Here is an 18,623-nt window from a genome sequence, read left to right as displayed (position 1 = left end):
ATGCCATGAATCCACATCCGATGCCCATTAACGATCATGCGTCTGCCACAGAGATTATTTCTCGTATCGGGCAACTGACACGCATGCTGCGTGATAGCCTGAAAGAGCTTGGTTTGGATCAGGCGATCACTGAAGCGGCGGAAGCGATTCCAGATGCTCGCGATCGTCTTGATTATGTAGTCCAGATGACCGCACAAGCGGCAGAGCGCGCATTGAGCTGTGTTGAAGCAGCCCAGCCTCGTCAGAATCAACTGGAAGAAGAATCCAAATCCCTGAAGGTTCGCTGGGATCAGTGGTTTGAGAATCCGATTGAATTGTCGGAGGCGCGTGAGTTGGTTACCGATACGCGCAATTACCTTGAATCCGTCCCAGACCATACTGCGTTTACCAATGCTCAGTTGCTGGAGATCATGATGGCTCAGGATTTCCAGGATTTAACCGGGCAAGTGATTAAGCGCATGATGGATGTTGTTCAGGAAATTGAAAAACAACTGCTGATGGTCTTGCTGGAAAACATTCCGGAAAAACCGTCTGAAACCCGTCGTGCGAATGAAGGCCTGCTTAATGGGCCTCAGGTTGATAAAACCGCTGCAGGTATTGTTTCTAACCAGGATCAGGTTGATGACCTGTTGGATAGCCTGGGTTTCTGATTTTTCCCCGACACCCATTGCATCCGTATGAGTGGGCATCGTGGCGTAAGGTATGTGGATGTTTACGATCGGGCGTGTCCCGATCGTAAATTCCTGCGCCCCGTCTTATGCAATAAAATAAATAGCCGCTTATTTTCTCCTTTTTTCTACCCATCATGATTTGCCGGATTTGTCATGCTAGCGGTGTATAACTTTATGTCAGCGGGCATTAACAGGAGCGGCTGTAGTGGCAGACGATAGCGATCTGGAGAAAACAGAAGCTCCCACCCCCCAACGAACGGAAAAAGCCCGAGAAGAAGGTCAGATTCCCCGATCGCGAGAATTGACGTCGGTGCTTATGTTGATCGCCGGCCTGGCGATTTTGTGGGGAAGCGGCTCCGGCATGGCAGCCAGACTGACTGATATGATGGCCAAAGGATTAATATTTGACCATAACTTCATCAGCGACGAGCGGTTAATTATTTCCCATGTCGGTTCGTTGATCGAGCAGGCGGTGATGGCGCTTGTCCCTATCTTATTCGGTCTGGTGCTGGTTGCCCTGGCAGCGCCGATATTGCTGGGGGGACTGATTTTTAGCACCAAGGCGATTAGCTTCGATTTTGGTAAAATGAATCCGCTATCTGGGTTGAAACGTATGTTTTCAACCCATGTACTGGCCGAATTATTTAAAGCCATCCTCAAAGCCGTCATTGTCGGCTGCATTACTTTCTGGTTTCTCAAGCACAACTGGAATAGCATGCTGCACCTTGTGTCTGAGCCATTGGGGATCGCGATAAAAGATGCGCTGAACATTGCCTTCCTGTGCTGCTTCTGGGTGATCCTGGGGCTCTTTCCCATGGTGGCTTTTGACGTGGGCTGGCAGATATGGAGCCATATTAAGCGGCTGCGTATGAGCAAGCAGGAAATCCGCGACGAATACAAAGAACACGAAGGGGATCCGCATATCAAGGGCCGCATTCGCCAGCAGCAGCGGGCGATGGCCCAGCGTCGAATGATGGCGGATGTACCGAAAGCGGATGTGATTGTTACCAACCCGACCCACTATGCCGTGGCACTGAAGTATGATGAGAAGAAAATGCATGCGCCCAAGGTATTGGCCAAAGGCACCAATCAGATAGCGCAGCGCATTCGCGAATTGGGAGCAGAGCATCGTATCCCGATTCTGGAAGCACCGCCGCTGGCACGCGCCCTTTACCGTCATACTGAGATTGGGCATCACATTCCCACCGGATTATACGCCGCAGTCGCTGAAGTGCTTTCCTGGGTCTACCAGCTCAAGCGCTGGAAACGTGAAGGCGGTTTGATACCGCGTAAACCTAAAAACTTACCTGTGCCGGATGCACTGGATTTTGCTAAAGAGAAAACAACCGATGGCTAATCTGGCCTCTTTGCTTCGCCTACCAGGCAATATGAAAGGTTCCCAATGGCAGATCCTGGCAGGACCTGTTCTGATATTGCTCATCTTGTCGATGATGGTTCTGCCGTTGCCACCGTTTGTTCTGGACTTGTTGTTTACGTTTAACATCGCACTGTCCATTATGGTGCTGCTGGTCGCCATGTTTACCCAGCGCACACTCGATTTTGCCGCCTTTCCTACCATTCTGCTGTTTTCCACGCTGTTGCGTCTGTCGCTCAACGTGGCATCGACTCGTATCATTTTGATGGACGGGCATACCGGCGCCGGCGCCGCCGGGCGTGTGGTTGAAGCCTTCGGCCACTTCCTGGTGGGCGGTAATTTTGCCATCGGTATTGTGGTGTTCATTATCCTGGTGCTGATCAACTTTATGGTTATCACGAAGGGTGCCGGCCGTATCGCTGAAGTTGGCGCGCGCTTTACGTTGGACGGTATGCCAGGTAAGCAAATGGCTATTGACGCCGACCTGAATGCTGGGTTGATTGGTGAGGATGAGGCCAAGAAACGGCGTTCTGAAGTGACCCAGGAGGCGGATTTCTACGGGTCCATGGATGGTGCCAGTAAGTTCGTGCGGGGTGACGCCATCGCCGGGCTGATGATTATGGCCATCAACATCATCGGCGGATTGCTGGTAGGGGTGGTTCAGCATGATATGGTGCTGGGACAGGCGGTTGAGAACTACACCCTGTTGACTATCGGTGATGGTCTGGTGGCGCAAATACCAGCTCTGGTGATTTCAACCGCGGCCGGTGTGATCGTGACTCGAGTCAGTACCGATCAGGATGTTGGTCAGCAGATGGTGACCCAGCTGTTCAATAACCCGCGTGTCATGGTCCTGAGCGCCGGGGTGTTGGGCTTGGTCGGTTTGGTCCCCGGCATGCCTAACTTCGTTTTCCTACTTTTCACCAGCGCGTTGTTAGGGCTGGCCTGGTGGATGCGGAAAGGGGAAAGCAAAGCGGAGTTTGCAGCGAATGAAGCCGCGGCTGCGGCGCCTGTTACACCGCAGGTGGTGGAGGCCAGTTGGTCTGATGTGCAACTGGAGGACCCGCTCGGTATGGAAGTCGGGTACCGCTTAATTCCGATGGTCGACTTTCAGCAAAATGGCGAGTTGCTCGGGCGTATTCGTAGTATCAGAAAGAAATTTGCTCAGGAAATGGGTTTTCTACCCCCGGTCGTGCACATTAGGGACAATCTGGATCTGCAGCCAGCTATCGTATTCTAATGAAAGGGGTCGAAATCGGCAGCGGTGAAGCCCATCCGGGACGCTGGATGGCGATCAATCCCGGCAATGCGGTAGGTACCTTGCCAGGTGATTTGACTAAAGATCCCGCTTTTGGCCTGCCGGCGATCTGGATTGAAAGTGCGCTGAAAGAGCAGGCGCAAACACAGGGATATACCGTAGTTGAGGCCAGTACGGTCGTGGCTACGCACCTGAACCATTTACTCAGCCTGCATGCCAGTGAGCTGTTCGGCCGTCAGGAAGCGCAGCAATTGATGGACCGCGTGTCTCAGGAAATGCCGAAGCTGACCGAAGACTTTATTCCGGGCGTAGTGACCTTAACGACGCTGCACAAGGTGCTGCAGAATCTGTTAAGTGAACAGGTTTCGATTCGGGACATGCGCACGGTTATTGAAACACTGGCCGAGCACGCGCCGGTGCAAACCGATCCCTATGAGCTGACTACCGCGGTGCGTATTGCGTTGGGGCGGGCTATCACGCAGCAGTGGTTCCCGGGCGATACGGAGCTGCAGGTTATTGGCTTGGACAGTGCGCTGGAGCGTTTGCTGTTACAGGCGCTTCAGGGCGGCGGTGGTCTGGAACCCGGATTGAGCGACAGACTGCTGGAACAGGCAAAACAGGCATTGCAGCGACAGGAAATGCTGGGAGCACCGCCGGTGTTGCTGGTTAACCACGCACTGCGCGGATTATTGTCACGTTTCCTGCGCCGCAGCCTGCCGCAAATTGCCGTATTGTCGAACCTCGAGATCAGCGATAGCCGGCAGATCAGAATGACGTCGATGATTGGTGAGTCTTCCTGATGAAGAACATGTTGATAGTCGGTCTTTTTAGTTTAGCGACAGGGGCGTTTTCATTTAGCGCCCACGCTCAACAAGGCGGGTGGAATACAAGCCTGACTGGGCCATCATTTCAATACAAGGGCATGCTGGCCTCTTCGCCTGCGTTGCTTCCTCCCCCTGGGTTGGGCGTAACGGCCGCCCAATCCGTGACGGTAATCTACTGGCGATATCAACTGAAATCGCCAGCGCCGATAGATCTTGCCGTCAAGCTCTGCGCCGCTAATCGTTGTATCAATCTGGATGGCGCCAGCGGGCAAACTCGCGGATTGCAGGGCGTACCCGCCAACAGCGAGTTCAGGATGTTGTTCTATGTGCCTGGAAGCGGGCGGATGGCTACGTCGGTGGATGTGGCATCCAATGAAATATCAGTGAACTATAAATAGTGCATTGAAATTATATGCACTGATATTTCTATGACAAGATGCGCGAGTAAGCCGACTGGTTTAGTTCAAATCAGATACTGATTCTTCGGCCAGAAATAGAATTGCTTCGAGATTGACCGTCCGGTCCGTACAGAGACTGTGCGTGACGAGGTTTCAATACCGCCAGCGCTTTTTCGTTGTGATCGAGATGATAACCAAGCAGTAAGCCGTTATGCTGGTTTTTATCGCGCAAAGATTCACTTAACGCGGTGATCTGTTGCCAGGTTTGTTCCAGGGTTGCATGGCTAGAGTAAGGCGCTTTTACTCGCAACACTGATTCTCCCTGCAGGCGAATTTTATCCAAATGCTGGATAGTCGATAACAGAGAGCCCTTTTTATCGGTAATCACTTGCAGAGCTGGCCCATCAACATGGCCTGCACAGAGCAACAACTGCTCATCAGACAGCACAACCTCGAGTTCACGCATGTTGAACAGCAGTTGCTCCAGCAGCTTTACAAGTTTTTCCATAGGGTTAGTCGCCTGCGATTAAGTCCTGAGCATCTTTAATTAATGCATCAGCAATTTTACCGACGTTCATTTTTAATGAACCGTCACGAATAGCCTGCTTCAGGGTTTCTACGCGCTGCATATCGATGTCCTGCGACGACGGTTGCATCAGCTTGGACTGCGCATCGCTTAGTTTAACCTGAGTACCGGTCACACCGCTTTGCTGCCCGGTTTCTTCCTTCCGCTTCAATTTTGCTACGTCGCCGGTATCCCGGGGTTGAACCTGGCTTACCGGTTTGACTGACTGGGTCCGATCAATGCTCATGGTAGTGTGCTCGTGTCATGAAAAGTATAAATGATGATAATCAATGAGATAGCTAACACCATCTAAAACTGGCATTTATTTAACCAGTATATCATCAGCGACTATGTACATCATATCGGCAGCATTGAGCATTACTTTAGCAAATTATTGTGAGATCAGAATAATCCCATCGTTGGTTGCGATGCCTGATACGACCTGCCCTGAAGCCGTGCGTGCTCTGGCAGATTGGCCCGAAGCCGCATTGTTCATCGCCTTTCCTTCGCTGCGTACGTTAAAACCATCCCCCTGGGCCAGAATCTGCACGTTTTGCCCAGCGCGGATCACCCAGGGTTTTCTAATCATCACCTGGGTGATGGGCTGGCCTGGGGCGATATCCCGCAGCGCCACTGCGCCCTGGGCCTCTTCCGGGGTGAACAAGGCGCGGGGAGGGAGTTGATCGATCCTGCCGCGGATGGTTCGAATATCGCCGGACGTCAGTTCTGTTCCCCGGCTGACCGGAGCCGCGGCGACCACATAGTTTCCAGTAACCTGCACTTCGACCTGAACGAAACGCCGTTCTTGGCTACAGCGAACAGATACTGAAAGATTGCCCCACATTTTGGCATTCCCCGGCAGTGAGATCTGTGGATTTTCACAAACGGGCCATTGGGCTTCAGGCGTCTTTACCACCACATTAATCGTATTGGACGAGCTTTTAAAATTATCCGAAAAAAAGCGGGAAATTTGTGATGCAAGATCGGCAGCATTCACCAGTACCGGGGCAAACAAGATACCCAAAATCGATAACTGTATGTATTTTCTGATATCCGGCATCAGTCTTACGCTCTCCAAAACCCGTTTAATTTCACGGTATCAGTGTAACGGTACTTGCTTACAGTTAAGGCAATAAATAGCGCTTCATTTTATGTCTATTCTTGCGATGATTTTTACAGGATGAGAATTATCCTACCAGCACTAAAGTTTAAATTGCGGAGGGAGCATGCTCGATAAATTGGATGCCGCGCTACGGTTTCAGCAAGAAGCATTGAATCTCCGTGCCCAGCGTCAGGAGATTTTGGCTGCCAATATAGCCAACGCGGATACTCCTGGTTATCAGGCGCGTGACATTGATTTTGCCAGCGAACTGAACAAAGTCATGGAACAAGGGCGTGCCAGCGGCCAGTCAGTATCGCTGAGCCTGACGTCTGCACGACACATTCCCGCTCAGACAGTGCAACCGCCCGAACTTGATCTGCTCTACCGTGTCCCGACTCAGCCGGCTCTTGATGGCAACACGGTTGACATGGATCGCGAACGTACCAACTTCGCGGACAACAGTCTCAAGTATCAGAGCAGCCTGACGCTTATCGGCGGGCAGATTAAAGGGATGATGTCGGTACTTCAGTCCGGGTCATCATAACAGCATTGGCGACAGATATAAGGTTGATGTCTCATGTCGTTACTTAATATTTTCGATATTTCCGGCTCGGCGCTCTCTGCCCAGTCTCAACGCCTTAACGTTAGCGCCAGTAACCTGGCTAACGCCGACAGCGTTACGGGACCCGATGGTCAGCCCTATCGCGCCAAGCAGGTGGTTTTTGAGGTCGATGCTGCTCCGGGGCAGGCGACTGGTGGTGTGAAAGTCGCCAAAGTGGTCGAAGATCCTTCTCCGGAAAAACTGGTCTATCAGCCGGGAAATCCGCTGGCCGATGCCAAAGGCTATGTCCGCATGCCGAATGTGAATCCTGTCAATGAAATGGTTAACACCATTTCGGCGTCCCGAAGCTATCAGGCGAACGTGGAAGTATTGAATACCACAAAATCGATGATGCTGAAGACATTAACCATTGGTCAGTAATCTGGAGAATTCATGGCTACCACATCTTCTGTCAGTGACGTCCAAAGTACTACATCAACGACGTCGACATCGTCTGTCAGCGGAAGTACCAGTGCTGACTTACAGAATAGCTTCCTGACTCTGCTGGTTGCTCAGCTGAAAAATCAGGATCCGACCAACCCGATGGATAACAACCAGTTGGTCTCTCAGCTGGCTCAGTTAAACACGGTGAGCGGCATCGAGAAGCTGAACACCACACTGGGGTCCATTTCCACGCAAATCAACAGCAACCAGTCCATTCAGGCCGCCTCATTGATTGGTCACGGCGTGCTGGTGCCGGGCACCAAAGTGCTAGTCGGCAAGGAAACGACTACGCCGTTCGGCGTTGAGTTGGAAAATGCGGCGGAGAACGTGACCGTCAATATCACCGACAGTTCCGGCAAAGTGGTTCGCAGTATGGAACTGGGTTCATTGAGCGCCGGGGTTCATGCCTATTCCTGGGATGGCAAGGTCTCTGATGGTACGGCCGCACCAGATGGCGCTTATACAATTTCGGTTTCCGCTACCTCAAATGGTACTCAGCAGGTAGTAGAGGCTCTGAACTACGCGTACGTGAATGGCGTGGTCACCAATAGCAGTGGGGCATTACTGGACCTGGGCCTGAGCGGTCAGTCCACGCTGGATAATGTACGTCAGATTTTGTAGCAGTTACGGATATAACGCGCGTCACTTTTTTAGTGAATAACAGTTCATCAATATTCAGGAGAGCACTATGAGCTTTTCTCAGGCGGTCAGTGGCTTAAACGCTGCCTCTAACAATCTGGACGTGATTGGCAACAACATTGCCAACTCCGCTACCGTTGGTTTCAAAGCCAGTAATATCTCTTTTGCCGATATGTATGCCGGCTCCAACGTAGGTCTGGGGACCCGAGTTGCATCCGTACTGCAGGACTTTAGCAACGGTTCTATCACCGGTACGTCTCGTTCGCTGGATGTAGCCATTAACGGGAATGGTTTCTATCGTCTTCTTAACAGTAACGGCAGTGTGGTTTACAGCCGTAACGGTCAGTTCACCTTAGACAGCAGCCGTAATATCGTCAACGCGCAGGGGCTGCAGTTGACCGGTTATCCCGCCACCGGTACTCCGCCGACCATTCAGCAAGGTGCAGACCCGGTGGCGCTGAGCATACCGGAAACCACTATGTCGGCCAACGCGACGACCACGGCATCTATTATCGCCAACCTGAACTCATCGGATAGCACCAATACCTGGGACGCGACCGATCCGACCAATACCTCAAACTACAAGGGTTCCATCACTACCTACGATAGCTTGGGTAACGAGCATAACTTTGCGCTCTATTTTGTGAAAAGCGCCGCCAACAGCTGGAACGTGTACGCTCAGGATACCAGCATTACCGGCGCCGGTTTCCAGGGGCCGACCACGTTGTCCTTTAATAACAGTGGTGCGCTGACGACGACGACGCCGGCGACGTTAACCATGGCGACGTTGAATGGTTCTGCCGCCAGTACCTTTACGCTTGCGTTTACCGGCACAGTACAGCAGAACAGCGGTTCCAATAGCACCAAGACGCCAACACAGAATGGTTATGCTCCGGGTGAATTGACCGGTTACAGCATCAGTAACGATGGTACGGTTGTCGGCTCTTATTCCAACTCGAAAACCCAGGTACTTGGGCAGATTGCGCTGGCTAACTTCGCTAACCCGGAAGGGTTGTCTCCCCAGGGGGATAACGTTTGGGCGGCAACCAGTAATTCTGGTCAGGCTGTTGTCGGTCTGGCAGGTTCCGGCAACCTGGGCAAACTGGTTGGTAAGGCGACGGAAAGTTCCAACGTCGATATGAGTAAGGAACTGGTTAACATGATCGTTGCCCAGCGTAACTATCAGTCGAATGCGCAGACCATCAAAACGCAGGATCAGATTCTCAATACACTGGTCAACCTGCGTTAATTATCATAACGGGGATATTGCATGGATCACGCTATCTATACAGCGATGGGCGCAGCAAGCCAGACGCTGGAGCAACAGGCCATTACGTCGAACAACATGGCCAACGCCTCGACGCCGGGCTTTCGCGCGCAGCTGGCTGCGATGCGTGCTGTGCCGATCCAGGGGGTGACCAACGAGACGCGCACACTGGTGATATCATCAACTCCTGGGGCGGATACCACCCCGGGTTCGATGGATTATACCGGGCGTTCGATGGATGTTGCCTTGTCGCAGGACGGCTGGCTGGCGGTGCGTGCTGCGGACGGCAGTGAAGCCTATACCCGCAACGGTAATATGGAAATCAACGCCAACGGGCAGTTGACCATTCAGGGCAACCTGGTGATGGGCGACGGCGGCCCGATTGACGTTCCGCCTCAGACTCAGCTGACTATCGGCCCTGACGGTACCATCAATGCGTTAAACCCTAGCGATGCCGCGAACACGGTTACCCAGATCGGGCGCCTGAAGCTGGCCAAGGCGACGGGAACTGAAGTGACCCGTGGCGACGACGGGCTTTTTCGTGTGTCCCCGGCCGCGCAGCAGCAGCGCGGTGCGGTATTACAGAATGACGCAACGGTCAGGGTAATGCCGGGGGTACTGGAAGGCAGTAACGTCAATACGGTTGAATCGATGGTGGAGATGATTTCCAACTCGCGCCGTTTTGAGATGCAGATGAAAGTGATCAGCAGCGTTGATGATAATACGCAACGTGCTAATCAGATACTTGCAATGAATTAAGTGCCCTTGCGCACAGGAGTGACTCGATGATCCGTTCTTTATGGATTGCCAAAACCGGTCTGAACGCCCAGCAAACCAATATGGATGTCATATCCAACAACCTGGCGAACGTCAGCACCAATGGTTTTAAGCGTCAGCGTGCCGTATTTGAGGACCTGATGTACCAGACAGTTCGTCAGCCAGGGGCGCAGTCTTCAGAACAGACCACACTGCCGTCAGGTCTGCAACTGGGGACTGGTGTGCGTCCGGTGGCAACCGAGCGCATTCATACGCAAGGCTCCTTTTCCGAAACCGGTAATGTGAAGGATATGGCGATCAAGGGCGCCGGTTTCTTCCAGGTGCTGATGCCGGATGGAACCACGGCGTATACCCGCGATGGCTCTTTCCAGCAGGACTCCAACGGTCAGCTGGTGACATCCAGCGGCTTTCAGGTCCAGCCGGCGATCACTATCCCGGCAAACTCCAGCAACCTGACGGTTGGCCGCGACGGGGTGGTCACCGTGACTCAGCAGGGGCAGACTGCGCCGGTGCAGATCGGACAGCTGAACCTGGCTATGTTCATCAACGAGGCGGGCCTGGAAAACCTCGGCGAAAACCTGTATGCGGAAACCGCCAGTTCCGGCGCGCCGACTCAGAGCACGCCTGGCCTGAACGGAGCGGGTCTGATTTATCAGAAATTCGTTGAAACATCGAACGTGAACGTCGCCGAAGAGTTGGTGTCGATGATCCAGACTCAACGCGCGTATGAAATCAACAGCAAGGCGATTTCTTCCACCGATCAGATGTTGCAGAAACTGACCCAGCTGTAATCTTTCCTGGGTAATGCTTGTTAAATAGGGTGGCGTTTTACTGATTTGCGGCTGGAATGCAGATGGGTAAAGTGGCCACCTTGATTCAATATGTGGATAGATTACTGAAAGTAAGGCGATATCCGTAGTGATGATGAATACGAAGTCGGTTGCAGCGTTGCAGCCATGTCGGCCCCGTCTGCTGGCATACGTGATGATGTTAACACTGTCCGGTTGCGCCTATATACCTCATGACAAGGTGGTGACCGGGCCAACGACAGCGCAGCCTGCACCGCCTTTACAGGCTATTCCCAACGGTTCTATTTTCCAGACCGGGCAGGCGATGAACTATGGCTATCAACCGATGTTTGAGGATCGTCGCCCAAGGAATGTAGGGGATACGCTTACCATTGTGCTGCAGGAAAACGTCAGCGCGAGCAAGAGTTCGTCGGCGAATGCCAGTCGTGATGCTTCCGGCTCGTTCGGTATGACCACGACGCCGCGTTTGCTGGAAGGCCCACTGGGCAATAACCGGGCCGCATTTAACGCTACCGGCAAAGATGACTTTACCGGGAAAGGCGGCGCCAACGCGAATAACACCTTTACCGGGACTATCACGGTTACCGTGGATCAGGTGCTGACGAATGGCAACCTGCACGTTGTGGGTGAAAAACAGATTGCAGTTAATCAGGGAACCGAATTTATTCGTTTCTCCGGGGTGGTAAACCCAAGAACTATCAGCGGCAGCAATACCGTACCGTCAACACAAGTGGCGGACGCGCGTATGGAATATGTGGGTAATGGCTACATTAATGAAACGCAGACCATGGGCTGGCTGCAACGGTTCTTCCTTAATGTTTCGCCGTTCTAAATTGATGAGGCATACAATGCGGATCACTTCAATCTTTACCGTTCTTCTTGCTTTGCTGATGGTGGTGGCTCCGCCTGCATCGGCCGAGCGTATCCGCGATCTGGTGAGTATTCAGGGCGTGCGTGATAATGCCCTGATTGGCTATGGTCTGGTGGTGGGGCTGGATGGCACCGGTGACCAAACCACGCAGACGCCGTTCACCACTCAAAGTCTGAACAACATGTTGTCTCAGTTGGGGATTACCGTTCCGGCTGGTACCAACATGCAGTTGAAAAACGTGGCTGCCGTTATGGTGACGGCAAAGTTGCCGGCGTTTGCCCGTTCGGGACAACCGGTGGATGTTGTCGTTTCTTCGATGGGTAACGCCAAGAGCCTGCGCGGCGGTACGCTGCTGATGACGCCGCTGAAAGGGGTGGATAATCAGATCTATGCTATCGCGCAGGGGAACGTATTGATCGGCGGCGCTGGCGCATCCGCGGGCGGCAGCAGCGTGCAGGTAAACCAACTGTCGGGCGGGCGTATCAGCGGCGGTGCAATCATCGAGCGTGAACTGCCCAATACTTTTGGCACCGGCAATACCATCATACTGCAGTTAAATCAGGATGATTTCACCATGGCACAGAGCATCAGCGATGCCATCAACCGTTTTGGTCGCGGTGGTTCGGCAGCTCCGCTGGACTCGCGTACTGTTCGGGTTGTGGTGCCTGCCGGCAACAGCGCTCAGGTGAGGTTCCTGGCCGACATGCAGAATATTGAGGTGAATGTCGGCACGCTGGACGCCAAGGTTATCATTAACTCTCGTACTGGCTCGGTGGTCATGAACCGCAATGTCCAACTGGAGAACTGCGCGGTCGCTCAGGGCAACCTGTCCGTTACCATCAACCAGCAAAATGTGGTCAGTCAGCCGAACACGCCGCTGGCAGGCGGGCAAACGGTCGTGACACCGCAAACGGAAATCTCCATGCGTCAGGAAGGCGGCGCGCTGCAACGAGTCAACTCCAGTGCGAACCTGAACAGTGTGGTCAGAGCATTGAACTCGCTTGGCGCCACGCCGATGGATCTGATGTCAATTCTTCAGGCGATGGAAAGTGCTGGTTGCCTGAGAGCGAAGCTGGAAATTATCTGATGAGCGATATGAAGGCGTTTAACAATCCTGCTTATGAGACACAGTCGCTTAACTCGCTGAAGCGGGATGTATCCAGTCATCCCCAGAGCCGGGAAGGGATTCGCGCTGTGGCTAAACAGTTGGAAGGCGTCTTCGTGCAGATGATGATGAAGAGTATGCGTGACGCGTTGCCGAAAGATGGCATTTTCAGCAGCGATCAAACCCGCATGCTCACATCAATGTATGACCAGCAACTGGCCCAGCAAATGTCGTCGGGCAAGGGGCTGGGATTGGCTTCCGTAATTGAAAAACAGATGATGGGCCAGGGCATTGCCGGGAATGAACCCGCATCGACGGCGCCTTTCAAACCCGATGGTCAATTAGCCCGGGCCATGCCTTCGTTTGTGCTGGAACAGATGGTGCGTAAGGCCGTCCCCAAACTACCGGAAAAATCGTCGGCGTTGCCGATGAGCAGCACCGACTTTATCTCCCGGTTGTCCACGCCAGCCATGCTGGTTAGCCAGCAAAGCGGTATCCCACATCATCTGATTATGGCGCAGGCTGCTCTGGAGTCCGGTTGGGGGCAGCGTGAGATTCCTACCGCCGATGGCCGTCGCAGTCACAACATTTTTGGTATTAAAGCTGGCAGTAGTTGGGATGGCCCGGTCACGGAAGTTACCACGACAGAATACGAGCAGGGCATCGCCAAAAAGGTCAAAGCCGCCTTCCGTGTGTACGGTTCTTATCTGGAAGCATTAAACGATTACGCCAAATTACTGACGCAGAATCCCCGTTATGCCGGTGTTTCTGCTGCGGCCACCGCAGAACAGGCTGCGGTGGCGCTGCAACAGGCAGGGTATGCGACTGACCCGGCTTATGCGAAGAAGCTGGTAAGCATGATTCAGCAGATGAAAAACTCGGGTGAAAAGGCGGTTCAGGCCTATACGCACGACCTGAGCGGGATTTTCTAATTTTCCTCAAGTTTTCAGCCCGTCTGCCGATAGCTATACAAGTTAATTTATAACGGCGATATCTTTTTGTGCCCGGTAATAGGTACTGCCCTGTCTGTGCATGAGTAAGAGTAAAAGGAACCCAGCATGTCCAATTTGATTAACACCGGAATGAGTGGTTTGAGTGCTGCCCAGGCGGCGTTGAGTACCGTCAGTAACAACATCAGTAACCAGGCTGTTACAGGGTATAGCCGTCAAAATGCACTGTTGGCACAGAACAACGGCACCAATCTTTCCGCCGGTTATATTGGCAACGGGGTCAGCGTTGTCAGCATCAATCGTGACTACAATGATTTCATTGCCAAACAGTTACGTGCGGCACAGACAACAAGCAGCGCGACCACGTCGTATTACAGCCAGATCTCCAAGATCGATAACCTGTTGTCGAGCAGTTCATCCAGCCTGTCCACCACAATTCAGGACTTCTTTAAGAACCTGCAGAACCTGACCAGCAATTCCAGCGATTCCTCAGTGCGTCAAACCGTGCTGGGCAAAGCCGGAGCCTTGGTCAATCAGTTCAAGATTACCGATCAGTACCTGCGTGATATGGACAGCAATATCAACGGCGAGATTTCCATCACCGTTACGCAAATTAATACTTATGCCAAACAGATTGCGGATATCAACGATCAGATTATTCGTCTGAAGGGCGCCAATAACGGCGCGTCGCCGAATGATCTGCTGGACCAGCGCGATAACCTGGTTAATGACCTGAACAAGCTGGTTGGCGTGGATGTGGCGGTCCAGGATGGCGACATTTACAACGTTGCATTGAAAAATGGCCTGACCCTGGTTCAGGGCAAAAGCTACAATACGCTGGTCGCTACGCCATCCAGCACTGACCCGGCTCGCACAACTGTTTCTTACAACGATGCGATCGCCGGCGTGAGTGAAGTAAAAGAAAGCACCATTACCGGTGGTTCTCTCGGCGGTTTGCTCAATTTCCGTACCAGTACGCTGGATAGCGCCCGCAATCAGTTGGGACAGATGGCGCTGGCGTTTGCCGATGCTTTCAACCAGCAACACAAAGCCGGGTACGACCTGAACAATGATCTGGGCGGGGATTTCTTTGGCGTTGGCTCATCCGTCACGTTAAAGAGCGCCAAAAATACGTCTGCTACCGAATTGACCTCTTCCTATCTGAGCGATACTTACTCAATGCAGTACAACGGAACGTCATGGAGCGTTACCCGCTCTGACGGTACGACAGCAGCCTCAACCCTGTCCGGCTCTGCATTGACCTTTGATGGTTTCACTATCGATATTTCCGGTTCGGCTGCATCAGGCGATACTTTCAGTTTCAAAGTATCACCGGGGCAATCATCCATTTCGCAAACTGCGCCGACCGGCTCAACGTCCGCCGCTTCGTTGACGCGTAACGACACCAACTACATTAAGGCAAGCGACTATAGCGTCAAATTCGTTGGTCCGGCAGCTAATGACTGGTCGATCACGCGTTTGTCGGATGGTGCCGACCTGTCTTCCTCTGCGACGTATACCGCAGCCAGCGGTTCGACGTCGGCCAGTCTGATTTTTGACGGGATGAAACTGGATATCTCCGGTACGCCGGCAGCGAAAGACCTGTTTACGGTCAAGGGTGTTCGCGATGTCGTCGTGGATATGTCGGTGAAAGTGACGGATTCGTCCAAGATTGCGGCGGCCGGTGTTTCGCTGACGTCAGCCGGTGGTGGCGTGAGTGATAACACCAACGCTAAAGCGTTACTGAATTTGCAGACCAGCAAGGTTGTAGAGAATAAATCCAGTATCAGTCAGGCGTATGCCAGTCTGGTCGGGGATATCGGCAACAAAACCAGTACCGCCAAGGTTACCGATACATCACAGAAAAATGTGGTGTCGCAGCTGACTACTGAGCAACAGTCTGTATCCGGCGTCAATCTGGATGAAGAGTATGGCGATCTGGTTCGTTTCCAGCAGTATTACATGGCGAATGCCAAGGTAATCCAGACTGCTTCGACGATCTTTGATGCCCTGTTGGCGATCCGTAGCTAAATTTGTGACGAGAAACAGTAAGGAATAAGTTATGCGACTGAGTACCAGTATTATTTTTCAGCAGAGCATGCAAGGCGTCACAGATGGATTGTCATCCTTCAGCAAAACAGGCCAGCAGCTTGCCAGCAACACTCGCGTGTTAACCCCTTCTGATGACCCGATAGCGGCGTCCAAGGCGGTTATGGTCAACCAGGCGCAGGCACAAAACGAGCAATATACGCTGGCGCGCACCTTTGCTGAAAATGGCATGAATAGCGAATTGTCTGTGCTGACCAACGTGGCGACCGCATTGACCTCGGCCAGCACGACGCTGTTAAGCGCGGACGGTACAAAGAATGATAACGATCGCCAGCTTATTGCAACCTCTCTGCGTGGCCTGAAATCTCAATTGCTCAATCTGGCAAACAGTACGGATGGTAATGGCAGCTATGTTTTCGGTGGCTACAAGACCGACTCTCAGCCGTTTACTACCAATGCGTCCGGCACCGTTAGCTATGTGGGTGGTAATCAGGCCATTTCCCAGCAAGTGGATGCGGACCGTATCATGACGGTCGGGCATATTGGTTCCGACGTATTTAACAACGCGAGCGGTACCGCGGACATCTTCAGTGCGCTGGATAGCGCGATTAGCGCGCTGGAAACTCCGCTGGAAGGCGCCACTGACGCCGTGAAGAGTGCCAATACTGCATCAATCAGCGCAGCCAGTCAGAGCCTCAAGAACGCGCTGACTAACGTGTCTTCTGCGCAGGCAACGCTAGGTGTTCAACTGCAGGAGATCGACACGCTGGATAGCATTGGTACCGATCGTACTACGGCGAACAAACAGACATTGAGCGACCTGGTTGACATCGATATGGTTGCGACCATCTCCACATATATGATGCAACAACAGTCTCTGCAGGCTTCATATAAAGCCTTTAGCGATATGCAAAGTCTTTCGCTGTTCCAGCTTAATAAATAAAACGGAATAGCGACCCGTATTTGGATACGCTTAAACCGGGCGTATTCTTTTTGGCATGTCATCCTTAATAAGATGACATGCTTTTTTTTGCCGTGTATTTCGCAATGCGAATCAGGCCATTTTGGATAAGCCGGTAAGGTGGAGGAAGATACCGAATAAATGGGCGGGTTACCCGGCAAAGCGGCTTAATAAGTCAGTTAATAAATCGTAGGTTTCGCCGAACAGTTTTTCTGCATAAGGCGAGAGCAGGAAGATCAGAAAACCCACGGTGATGATCCCGGCGAAGAGGGTGATGGGAAAGCCGATGGCAAAGATGGTTAGCTGTGGCGCGAGCCGGCTTAATAAGCCAAGCGCCATGTTGATAGTCAGCAGCAGTGTGATGAGGGGCAGGGCAAGCATCAGCCCGTTAGAAAATATCCTTCCGCCAGCCTCGGCCAGGGTCATAAATACGTTACCGCTGATCGGTTCGGCATTGATGGGGATGGTGTGAAAACTGTCAACCAGCAGCGATATCAACCATAGATGCCCATTCATGCTCAGAAAAAGCAGCAACGCCAGCAAGTTCATGAATCGTGCAACCACCGGCATATTCGGGCCGCCGCTGGGGTCAAAGAAGGTCGCAAACGAAAGCCCCATCTGCAGACCGATAATCTCACCGGCCAGACGGATAGCCGCAAACGCCAGTTGCATAGCAAAGCCCAGCATCGCGCCTATCAACACCTGTTGACATAGCATCCAGACACCGGCCGCGGAAAATATTGGAATCGAGGTATGGGGAATGCTCGGTGTAATGACAATAGCGATCAGCACTCCCAGACCGATCTTTACCCGGCGAGTGATAGAGCGTTCGCTAAAGATCGGCGCGGTGCTAATAAGCGCGAGGATCCTGACCAGTGGCCAGAAAAACTGGTTGAACCAACCGATCATGTCGATGCTGCTGAGGGTGACCATGTCTATCCAATCATGTTGGGAAATTGGCTGAACATTGTGCGCATATAATCAAGAATGACGCTGAGCATCCAGGGGCCAGCAACCACCAGCGTGAAAAATACCGTCAGCACTTTGGGAATGAATGACAGGGTCATTTCGTTGATTTGTGTGGCTGCCTGGAGCAGGCTGATAATCAAGCCGCTGACCAGTGCGGCGACAAGAGGAGGGCCTGCCAGCATCAGCGCTATTTTCATTGCTTCATAGCCTAAAGCCATGACGGATTCAGGAGTCATACAGGCATTCCTCTGATGTGGTGAACAGCAGTAACCGCATCGACTAAGTATAGAAACTCTGGGCCAGCGACCCCAGCAACAATTGCCACCCGTCAACCAGCACGAAGAGCATCAGCTTGAATGGTAACGAGATGGTGGCCGGGGGAACCATCATCATACCCAGCGCCATCAGTACACTGGCTACAACCAGGTCGATCAGCAGAAAAGGAATGAAAATCGTAAAACCGATCTGAAAGGCGGTTTTTAGCTCGCTGGTAACATAAGCCGGCACCAGTACCCGCATTGGAACCGCTTCCGGGCCTTGCAGTGAGGGAATCTGCGCCAGACGGGTAAATAAAGCCAAATCCGCTTCCCGGGTTTGCCGGAGCATGAATTCACGCAACGGCTGCGAGCCTTTTTCGATAGCCACTTCCATACTGATTTTATCTTCACTGAACGGACGATAGGCTTCGTCATAGATACGGTTCAGTACCGGAGACATCACAAAAAAAGTCAGAAACAGACTCAGTCCCAGCAACACCTGGTTGGGCGGCGCGGTTGGCGTTCCCAATGCGTTGCGCAGCAGGCTCAGGACGATGATGATACGGGTAAAACAGGTCATCATCAGCAATACCGCCGGAATAAAACTCAGCGATGTGATGAAAACCAACGTCTGAATCGGCAATGACCAGCTCTGCCCGCCGTTAGCCAGGGGCTGGCTGATAATACCGGGCAACTGCGCCAGTGCATGGGGGGCGATCATGAACAGAATG

The 18,623-nt window shown here is 52.6% G+C and carries 20 protein-coding genes and 1 pseudogene; 15 read left to right on the top strand and 6 right to left on the bottom strand.

Annotated elements, in window-relative coordinates:
- Window positions 1–5 precede the first annotated feature (5 nt).
- From cheZ to CVE23_RS14250, 4 genes and pseudogenes are all read left to right on the top strand, one after another.
- Window positions 6–650 (top strand): protein phosphatase CheZ, encoded by a 645-nt coding sequence (cheZ, locus tag CVE23_RS14265; RefSeq protein ID WP_013318518.1) that lies wholly within the window; start codon window positions 6–8, stop codon window positions 648–650.
- A 226-nt stretch (window positions 651–876) separates the two neighbouring features.
- Complete coding sequence (flhB, locus tag CVE23_RS14260; RefSeq protein WP_038919577.1) at window positions 877–2,028, top strand: flagellar biosynthesis protein FlhB; 1,152 nt, start codon at window positions 877–879, stop codon at window positions 2,026–2,028.
- Window positions 2,021–4,104: pseudogene (flhA, locus tag CVE23_RS14255) on the top strand (flagellar biosynthesis protein FlhA). The gene flhB and the pseudogene flhA overlap by 8 nt, the downstream one beginning before the upstream one ends.
- A complete protein-coding gene (locus CVE23_RS14250) occupies window positions 4,104–4,526 on the top strand; it encodes a flagellar protein FlhE (RefSeq protein ID WP_049855046.1) in 423 nt (140 codons plus the stop codon). Before flhA ends, CVE23_RS14250 begins: the two are co-directional and overlap by 1 nt.
- 70 nt (window positions 4,527–4,596) lie before the next feature.
- On the opposite strand, the gene CVE23_RS14245 is transcribed toward CVE23_RS14250, so the two are convergent.
- The 3 genes from CVE23_RS14245 to flgA all read right to left on the bottom strand — a co-directional run bounded on the left by CVE23_RS14245 (window position 4,597) and on the right by flgA (window position 6,151).
- Entirely contained in the window at window positions 4,597–5,034 is a 438-nt protein-coding gene (locus tag CVE23_RS14245; protein ID WP_038919573.1) for a flagella synthesis protein FlgN, read from the bottom strand.
- A gap of 4 nt (window positions 5,035–5,038) precedes the next feature.
- Window positions 5,039–5,338, bottom strand: a complete 300-nt coding sequence (gene flgM, locus CVE23_RS14240) for a flagellar biosynthesis anti-sigma factor FlgM (protein WP_038667902.1) — start codon at window positions 5,336–5,338, stop codon at window positions 5,039–5,041.
- Window positions 5,339–5,482: 144 nt separating this feature from the next.
- Window positions 5,483–6,151 carry a flagellar basal body P-ring formation chaperone FlgA gene (gene flgA / locus CVE23_RS14235; protein ID WP_100849791.1) on the bottom strand — a complete coding sequence of 223 codons (669 nt, stop codon included), beginning with the start codon at window positions 6,149–6,151 and terminating at the stop codon, window positions 5,483–5,485.
- Window positions 6,152–6,317: 166 nt separating this feature from the next.
- Between flgA and flgB the strand changes: the two genes are divergently transcribed.
- The 11 genes from flgB to flgL all read left to right on the top strand — a co-directional run bounded on the left by flgB (window position 6,318) and on the right by flgL (window position 16,648).
- Window positions 6,318–6,737 carry a flagellar basal body rod protein FlgB gene (gene flgB / locus CVE23_RS14230; RefSeq protein ID WP_033567706.1) on the top strand — a complete coding sequence of 140 codons (420 nt, stop codon included), beginning with the start codon at window positions 6,318–6,320 and terminating at the stop codon, window positions 6,735–6,737.
- Window positions 6,738–6,770: 33 nt separating this feature from the next.
- On the top strand, window positions 6,771–7,175 hold the full coding sequence (gene flgC / locus CVE23_RS14225; RefSeq protein WP_038919571.1) for a flagellar basal body rod protein FlgC: 405 nt from the start codon (window positions 6,771–6,773) through the stop codon (window positions 7,173–7,175).
- Window positions 7,176–7,187: 12 nt separating this feature from the next.
- On the top strand, window positions 7,188–7,859 hold the full coding sequence (gene flgD, locus CVE23_RS14220) for a flagellar hook assembly protein FlgD (protein ID WP_038919570.1): 672 nt from the start codon (window positions 7,188–7,190) through the stop codon (window positions 7,857–7,859).
- A gap of 67 nt (window positions 7,860–7,926) precedes the next feature.
- Window positions 7,927–9,126, top strand: a complete 1,200-nt coding sequence (flgE, locus tag CVE23_RS14215) for a flagellar hook protein FlgE (RefSeq protein ID WP_100849790.1) — start codon at window positions 7,927–7,929, stop codon at window positions 9,124–9,126.
- A 21-nt stretch (window positions 9,127–9,147) separates the two neighbouring features.
- Window positions 9,148–9,903 carry a flagellar basal body rod protein FlgF gene (locus CVE23_RS14210; protein ID WP_038919568.1) on the top strand — a complete coding sequence of 252 codons (756 nt, stop codon included), beginning with the start codon at window positions 9,148–9,150 and terminating at the stop codon, window positions 9,901–9,903.
- 26 nt (window positions 9,904–9,929) lie between these two features.
- The gene (gene flgG / locus CVE23_RS14205) at window positions 9,930–10,712 is read left to right on the top strand and encodes a flagellar basal-body rod protein FlgG (RefSeq protein ID WP_038919566.1); all 783 of its coding nucleotides are present in this window, start codon (window positions 9,930–9,932) and stop codon (window positions 10,710–10,712) included.
- A gap of 133 nt (window positions 10,713–10,845) precedes the next feature.
- Window positions 10,846–11,562, top strand: coding sequence for a flagellar basal body L-ring protein FlgH (locus CVE23_RS14200; protein WP_033112348.1), 717 nt, complete (start codon window positions 10,846–10,848; stop codon window positions 11,560–11,562).
- A 16-nt stretch (window positions 11,563–11,578) separates the two neighbouring features.
- The gene (locus CVE23_RS14195; RefSeq protein ID WP_038919565.1) at window positions 11,579–12,688 is read left to right on the top strand and encodes a flagellar basal body P-ring protein FlgI; all 1,110 of its coding nucleotides are present in this window, start codon (window positions 11,579–11,581) and stop codon (window positions 12,686–12,688) included.
- On the top strand, window positions 12,688–13,638 hold the full coding sequence (flgJ, locus tag CVE23_RS14190; RefSeq protein WP_038919564.1) for a flagellar assembly peptidoglycan hydrolase FlgJ: 951 nt from the start codon (window positions 12,688–12,690) through the stop codon (window positions 13,636–13,638). Before CVE23_RS14195 ends, flgJ begins: the two co-directional genes overlap by 1 nt.
- A gap of 126 nt (window positions 13,639–13,764) precedes the next feature.
- Window positions 13,765–15,687 (top strand): flagellar hook-associated protein FlgK, encoded by a 1,923-nt coding sequence (gene flgK / locus CVE23_RS14185; RefSeq protein WP_038919563.1) that lies wholly within the window; start codon window positions 13,765–13,767, stop codon window positions 15,685–15,687.
- A 31-nt stretch (window positions 15,688–15,718) separates the two neighbouring features.
- Window positions 15,719–16,648: a flagellar hook-associated protein FlgL gene (gene flgL / locus CVE23_RS14180; RefSeq protein ID WP_100849788.1), complete on the top strand. Its 930-nt coding sequence runs from the start codon at window positions 15,719–15,721 to the stop codon at window positions 16,646–16,648.
- A 168-nt stretch (window positions 16,649–16,816) separates the two neighbouring features.
- Here flgL and fliR read toward each other — a convergent pair whose 3' ends face one another.
- Genes fliR through fliP form a run of 3 tightly spaced genes read right to left on the bottom strand, consistent with a single transcriptional unit; the run spans window position 16,817 to window position 18,613 of the window.
- Window positions 16,817–17,599, bottom strand: coding sequence for a flagellar biosynthetic protein FliR (fliR, locus tag CVE23_RS14175; protein WP_049855049.1), 783 nt, complete (start codon window positions 17,597–17,599; stop codon window positions 16,817–16,819).
- A 2-nt stretch (window positions 17,600–17,601) separates the two neighbouring features.
- Complete coding sequence (fliQ, locus tag CVE23_RS14170; RefSeq protein WP_013318499.1) at window positions 17,602–17,871, bottom strand: flagellar biosynthesis protein FliQ; 270 nt, start codon at window positions 17,869–17,871, stop codon at window positions 17,602–17,604.
- A 43-nt stretch (window positions 17,872–17,914) separates the two neighbouring features.
- The gene (fliP, locus tag CVE23_RS14165) at window positions 17,915–18,613 is read right to left on the bottom strand and encodes a flagellar type III secretion system pore protein FliP (RefSeq protein WP_369831436.1); all 699 of its coding nucleotides are present in this window, start codon (window positions 18,611–18,613) and stop codon (window positions 17,915–17,917) included.
- Window positions 18,614–18,623 lie beyond the last annotated feature (10 nt).

Source organism: Dickeya fangzhongdai, from assembly GCF_002812485.1.
Taxonomy (GTDB): Bacteria; Pseudomonadota; Gammaproteobacteria; order Enterobacterales; family Enterobacteriaceae; genus Dickeya; species Dickeya fangzhongdai.
The sequence above is the reverse complement of the archived record's forward strand: the minus strand, read 5'-3'. Positions and strand labels throughout refer to the sequence as shown.

Coding starts and splice junctions, on each gene's coding strand:
- flgA (WP_100849791.1), bottom strand. CDS start 6,151: ATGCCGGATATCAGAAAATACATACAGTTATCGATTTTGGGTATCTTG.
- cheZ (WP_013318518.1), top strand. CDS start 6: ATGAATCCACATCCGATGCCCATTAACGATCATGCGTCTGCCACAGAG.
- CVE23_RS14250 (WP_049855046.1), top strand. CDS start 4,104: ATGAAGAACATGTTGATAGTCGGTCTTTTTAGTTTAGCGACAGGGGCG.
- flgM (WP_038667902.1), bottom strand. CDS start 5,338: ATGAGCATTGATCGGACCCAGTCAGTCAAACCGGTAAGCCAGGTTCAA.
- flgB (WP_033567706.1), top strand. CDS start 6,318: ATGCTCGATAAATTGGATGCCGCGCTACGGTTTCAGCAAGAAGCATTG.
- fliQ (WP_013318499.1), bottom strand. CDS start 17,871: ATGACTCCTGAATCCGTCATGGCTTTAGGCTATGAAGCAATGAAAATA.
- flgJ (WP_038919564.1), top strand. CDS start 12,688: ATGAGCGATATGAAGGCGTTTAACAATCCTGCTTATGAGACACAGTCG.
- fliP (WP_369831436.1), bottom strand. CDS start 18,613: ATGATCGCCCCCCATGCACTGGCGCAGTTGCCCGGTATTATCAGCCAG.
- CVE23_RS14195 (WP_038919565.1), top strand. CDS start 11,579: ATGCGGATCACTTCAATCTTTACCGTTCTTCTTGCTTTGCTGATGGTG.
- flgL (WP_100849788.1), top strand. CDS start 15,719: ATGCGACTGAGTACCAGTATTATTTTTCAGCAGAGCATGCAAGGCGTC.
- CVE23_RS14210 (WP_038919568.1), top strand. CDS start 9,148: ATGGATCACGCTATCTATACAGCGATGGGCGCAGCAAGCCAGACGCTG.
- flgD (WP_038919570.1), top strand. CDS start 7,188: ATGGCTACCACATCTTCTGTCAGTGACGTCCAAAGTACTACATCAACG.
- flgK (WP_038919563.1), top strand. CDS start 13,765: ATGTCCAATTTGATTAACACCGGAATGAGTGGTTTGAGTGCTGCCCAG.
- flgC (WP_038919571.1), top strand. CDS start 6,771: ATGTCGTTACTTAATATTTTCGATATTTCCGGCTCGGCGCTCTCTGCC.
- CVE23_RS14200 (WP_033112348.1), top strand. CDS start 10,846: ATGAATACGAAGTCGGTTGCAGCGTTGCAGCCATGTCGGCCCCGTCTG.
- fliR (WP_049855049.1), bottom strand. CDS start 17,599: ATGGTCACCCTCAGCAGCATCGACATGATCGGTTGGTTCAACCAGTTT.
- flgE (WP_100849790.1), top strand. CDS start 7,927: ATGAGCTTTTCTCAGGCGGTCAGTGGCTTAAACGCTGCCTCTAACAAT.
- CVE23_RS14245 (WP_038919573.1), bottom strand. CDS start 5,034: ATGGAAAAACTTGTAAAGCTGCTGGAGCAACTGCTGTTCAACATGCGT.
- flgG (WP_038919566.1), top strand. CDS start 9,930: ATGATCCGTTCTTTATGGATTGCCAAAACCGGTCTGAACGCCCAGCAA.